This window comes from Microcoleus sp. Pol8_D6, assembly GCF_036700965.1.
Taxonomy (GTDB): domain Bacteria; phylum Cyanobacteriota; class Cyanobacteriia; order Cyanobacteriales; family Microcoleaceae; genus Microcoleus.
Map to the genome: position 1 here is coordinate 1 of NZ_JAUBPW010000121.1, position 4,750 is coordinate 4,750.

A 4,750-nucleotide genomic window follows, 5' to 3' on the forward strand; every position below is an offset into this window, starting at 1 on the left:
TTGCACTTTACCCTCGCTCTCGCGAGCGCATAACCCAGGCTACGTCAAGTGCCATCGATATATTCAGCAAGCCCTAAATAGTTGGGAGAATCAATACGAACTAACATTAGCGCTGCATACCGAAGCAGCAGAAGCGGCATATCTAAGTGGTGACTTTGACCGGATGGAGACATTAGCATCAGTCGTGGAAAGCTGCGGCAAAACGCTACTGGAAAAAGTGAAGGTATATGAAGTAAAGATAGAAGCTTGTATGGCGCAATATAAGCTACAGGAAGCGCTGAATACAGGGTTGCCAGTCTTAAAGCAGTTGGGGGTAGAGTTTCCCTCCGAGCCAAATTTATCTGATATTGGACACGCACTAGGAGAAACCGCGTCAATTTTGAGCGGAAAGGGAACTGAGGACTTAATCGATCTCCCTCTGATGACAGATCCTCAACAAATAGCAACTATAACGATTCTGTCAAGCCTATTTACTCCTGCCTACATAGCGCTACCGCCACTCGCGCCTTTGGTAGTTTGCAAACAGGTCAATTTATCTGTCCAATATGGCAATGCTTCTTTATCTCCCTATGCTTTTGCCATATATAGTTATCTTCTCTGTGGGATGGGAGATATTGAGCGGGGCTATGAGTTCGGTCAAATGGCTTTACGTCTATTGTCAAAGTTGGATGCCAAAGAAATCCAAGCCAAGACATCCGCCATGGTGCATTCTAGTATTCAACCTTGGAAAGAACACTTCAGAAATAGTTTAAAACCTTTGCTGTCCGATTATACTTGTGGGCTGGAAACCGGAGAGTTAGAATTTGCTGGTTATGCTATGTTTCAATACAGTTATTATTCGTATTTTATTGGCAAGCAACTAACGCAACTCGAACTAGAGATAGCAAGCTACGCAGATGCCGTTAGTAAAATTCACCAGGAAGCAGCACTTTCTTATCAGAAAATTTGTTGGCAAGCCGTTTTGAACTTGATAGGGAGAGCGCAAGACCCATGCCATTTAAAGGGAGAAGCCTACGACGAAGAGACAATGTTGCAACTGTATCAGCGAACCAATAACTACCTGGGTATTCATTACTTATACTTGCACAAACTTGTGCTTTGTTATCTGTTTGAGAATTACCCGGAAGCATTTAAAAATATCGCTGAAATAGAAACTTATTTGAGCGCAGCTTCAGGGCAGATAACAGTTGTCCTCTTCTATTTCTACGATTCTCTAGTGAGCTTGGCGGTGTATTCTGATACTCCACAGTCAGAGCAACAGGAACTTCTTGACAGAGTAAAAGCTAATCAAGAAAAAATGCAAAAATGGGCGGATCATGCCCCCATGAATCACCTGCATAAATTCTATCTAGTGGAGGCAGAACGGCATCGGGTTTTAAACCAAAAAATAGAAGCGATCGAGACGTATGACAAGGCTATTGCCCTCGCCAAAGAGAACGAATACATCAACGAGGAAGCTCTAGCTCACGAACTCGCTGCTAAATTCTATTTAGAGTGGGGTAAAGAAAAACTGGCCAAACCCTATTTAATTGATGCTTACTATGCTTACGCTCGTTGGGGAGCAAAAGCAAAGATTGACCATCTAGAACAGCGCTATCCTCAATTGCTTGCTGTGATCCTGCAACAGGAGCGAACTCGCCATAATTCGAGCGAAACAATTCACACATCCACCCATAGTGAATCATCTTTATCTAACACGAATAGAACAATTATTGGTAGCACCAGCAGTTGGGACATAGTAGATTTGCCGACAGTTATCAAAGCTTCTCAAGCTCTATCTAGTGAAATTAAACTCGATCAATTGCTCACTACCCTCATGCAAGTGGTTGTGAAGAATGCCGGAGCACAAAGCGGAGCATTAATTTTGAATGAAGAGGGAAACTGGAGGATAAACGTCAACTGCACCAACCGTCAAGACTGCCTTCTGCAATCAATGCCGGTTGAGGAGAGCGAAGTAATTCCTCTGAGCTTGATCAACTACGTCAAACGTACAAAACAAACCCTGATTTTTGATGATGCTACCAATCAACCAAGATTTGCATCTGACCCCTACATAATCCAACACCAACCTCAGAGCCTGCTGTGCACTCCGATCAGCGAGCGAGGGAAAATGATGGGGATTTTGTATTTGGAAAATAATTTAGCAACAGGGGCATTCACGGGCGATCGCGTCGCCATCCTCAACATCCTGTGCTCGCAAGCAGCAATTTCCTTACAAAACGCCCGACTGTATCAACAATCCCAGGAATATGCCCAAAAACTAGAGCTTTATCTCAGCGATCTCAAACAGATGCAGTTGCAATTGGTACAGGGTGAGAAAATGTCGGCTCTGGGAAATTTAGTCGCAGGTGTAGCCCACGAAATTAACAATCCCGTAGGCTTTATCGCCGGCAACTTGCAACCTGCTCAAGAATACGTGGGGGATTTATTCAATTTGATTGATTTGTATCAAGAAAAATTTCCCAATCCGGGAGTGGAAATTGAAGCAGAAATTGAGGATATGGACTTAGAGTATTTGCGAGAAGATTTGCCCAAATTGATTGGCTCAATGCAGGAAGGAGTCGAGCGCATCCGCAATATAAGTACGAGTCTGAGAACATTTTCTAGAGCAGATAGCGATCGACCAGTTGCTTTCAATATTCACGATGGACTTGAAAGCACTCTGCTAATTCTCAAGCACCGTTTAAAAGCCAGCGAGTTCCGCCCTGCCATTGAAGTTGTGAGAGAGTATGGTAACTTACCCCTAGTGAAATGCTTTCCCGGACAGTTAAACCAGGTATTTATGAATGTGCTGGCTAATGCCATTGACGCTCTGGAGGAGTCCAATAAGGGGCGGAGTTTTAGTGAAATTAAAGCTCTACCTAATCAAATTACGGTTCAAACTGCTCTGAGCGAATCCAACAATCAGGTTTTGATACGCATTAAGGATAATGGAGTGGGGATGTCGCCCGAAGTCAAGGAAAACATCTTTAACCACTTATTCACCACCAAGTCTGTAGGTCAAGGAACGGGATTAGGATTGTCGATCGCCCATCAAATTGTTGTGGAAAAACATGGAGGTACATTAGTGGTGAATTCTTCTTTGGACCAGGGTTCAGAGTTTGTGATTTCTATTCCGGCGTGAGCATTTCGTAGTAGGTCTTTAGCGAAATTAGTGCTGCCTCGCAATTACAAACCACGTTATTAGAAGAAACAGGAAACTGGGCACGGGGAACGAGCAACAGGCTAGGGGTTTTCGTGCTAGGAGCTAGCGACTCGGGACTAGGGAAACAAAGAATCTAGACTAATTCCCCCATCCTCCGCCCGCACCTTATTCGTGATTGAGACAGCGGTTTGCAACCGCCTGCTTTACCAACTCTCTTCCCTTTTTTGTGCCCGGTTTTGAGTTAAGAATTCCCTTGAGATTTTCAGCCTCTACCTTACCGAAATGAAAGCAGCTATCATGCTAATCAGATTGTGGAGTTAAATTTCATAATATAATCAGGTGCGCGCACCCTACCTAGGTTAATAAGGTGCGCGCTTGACGCTGAGATGTACGAAGAGGGTGGGATTTGAACCCACGTTAGAGTTGCCTTTAAAATAGATTTCGAGACAATTTTAGAAATACTTTTGTCTTGACCGATCGCCCGCTTGATGGGGTGGAGTTAAAGCAAAAAGTGGTATATATGAGTGGTTTATATACCACTCATATATACCACTGCCTATAAAACTGCACATTGGGCTAAAGAAGCGGATAGCATCAAAGCCTTGTGGAGTAAGCAATGTACGGAGAGGGTGGGATTTGAACCCACGTTAGAGTTACCCCTAAAGTAGATTTCGAGTCTACCGCATTCAACCGCTCTGCCACCTCTCCAATTGATTTGAGATGTGAGCTAAAAGTATTTTACCGCACAGTGTGCCAGATTGTAAATCTTTATAAAAAAGAAGTTTGATTTTCTTCAGATTCCAGAGTGGTCTTAAATCCCCCTGCTGGAGTCCACTGGAGGGCTCCGTCGCGGCCTGTCCAGAATATCTGGGCTTTGCTTTGGCGCAGTTGGGCTGCGGTTTCTGGGTCGATTTCGTTAGCAGAGGCGATCGCCACTTGTGGCCCAACTGCGCTTAATAACTCAGCCGTCAGGGCTTTTCCTGACCACCACAGCACTTGAGCCGGCTTCAAGGTTCCCGTTGCTGCCAATTTTTTTTGCACTTCCGGTGTCATTTCACCGACAAGCAACCAAGTTCGATTTCCCACCAGGAATTCTACTACCGGAATCTCCGCATTCACGAACTGCAACCGCGTCGAACCCAGATCAACTGTACTGTTAGTTTCTAAAGGAAAGTAAACGCCTTGGCGAGATTGCACAGCCGTCATAAATTCCTGATTGTTGCCACGGTGAATTTGTTTCGGAGCGTTGTTATCATAAAATGTTTTAATTGGCAAGCGTTCTAGTAATTTTCCCCAACCACCGCTCAAACCTAAATGACCGTGAGAGGCGATCGCAAAATTCACAGAATTAACTCCTTGCTGCTGCAAAAAAGGCAACACTGTAAACCTTACGGTATTTTCATCACCGCTATTAATTAGCGCCACTTTTCCCCTATCTTGAATTACTAACACTGGTTCGCCAGATGTCGCCAGCAAAGTAACTTGAAATAAAGAGGATTGAACGTGCCAAGCTGGCAAAACTATGATACTTATTCCCGCCACCAGCGCCAGCGGCAAAATCCAAGCAGATGAAAAACTCGGCAGCGACACAACTCTACTTTCTTC

General features: G+C 44.4%; 2 protein-coding genes and 1 tRNA gene. 1 reads left to right on the forward strand and 2 read right to left on the reverse strand.

The genetic code is table 11. The annotated features are described in order from the left end of the window. Window positions 1–3,124 (forward strand): ATP-binding protein (locus QUA10_RS28050; RefSeq protein WP_333085791.1); only part of this gene is annotated, 3,124 nt, incomplete at its 5' end. A gap of 642 nt (window positions 3,125–3,766) precedes the next feature. Here QUA10_RS28050 and QUA10_RS28055 read toward each other — a convergent pair. Both QUA10_RS28055 and QUA10_RS28060 read right to left on the reverse strand, forming a co-directional pair. Continuing rightward, window positions 3,767–3,853: transfer RNA gene (locus tag QUA10_RS28055), tRNA-Ser, on the reverse strand. A gap of 60 nt (window positions 3,854–3,913) precedes the next feature. Continuing rightward, a partial coding sequence (locus QUA10_RS28060; RefSeq protein WP_445243610.1) for a ComEC/Rec2 family competence protein occupies window positions 3,914–4,750 on the reverse strand: 837 nt, incomplete at its 5' end.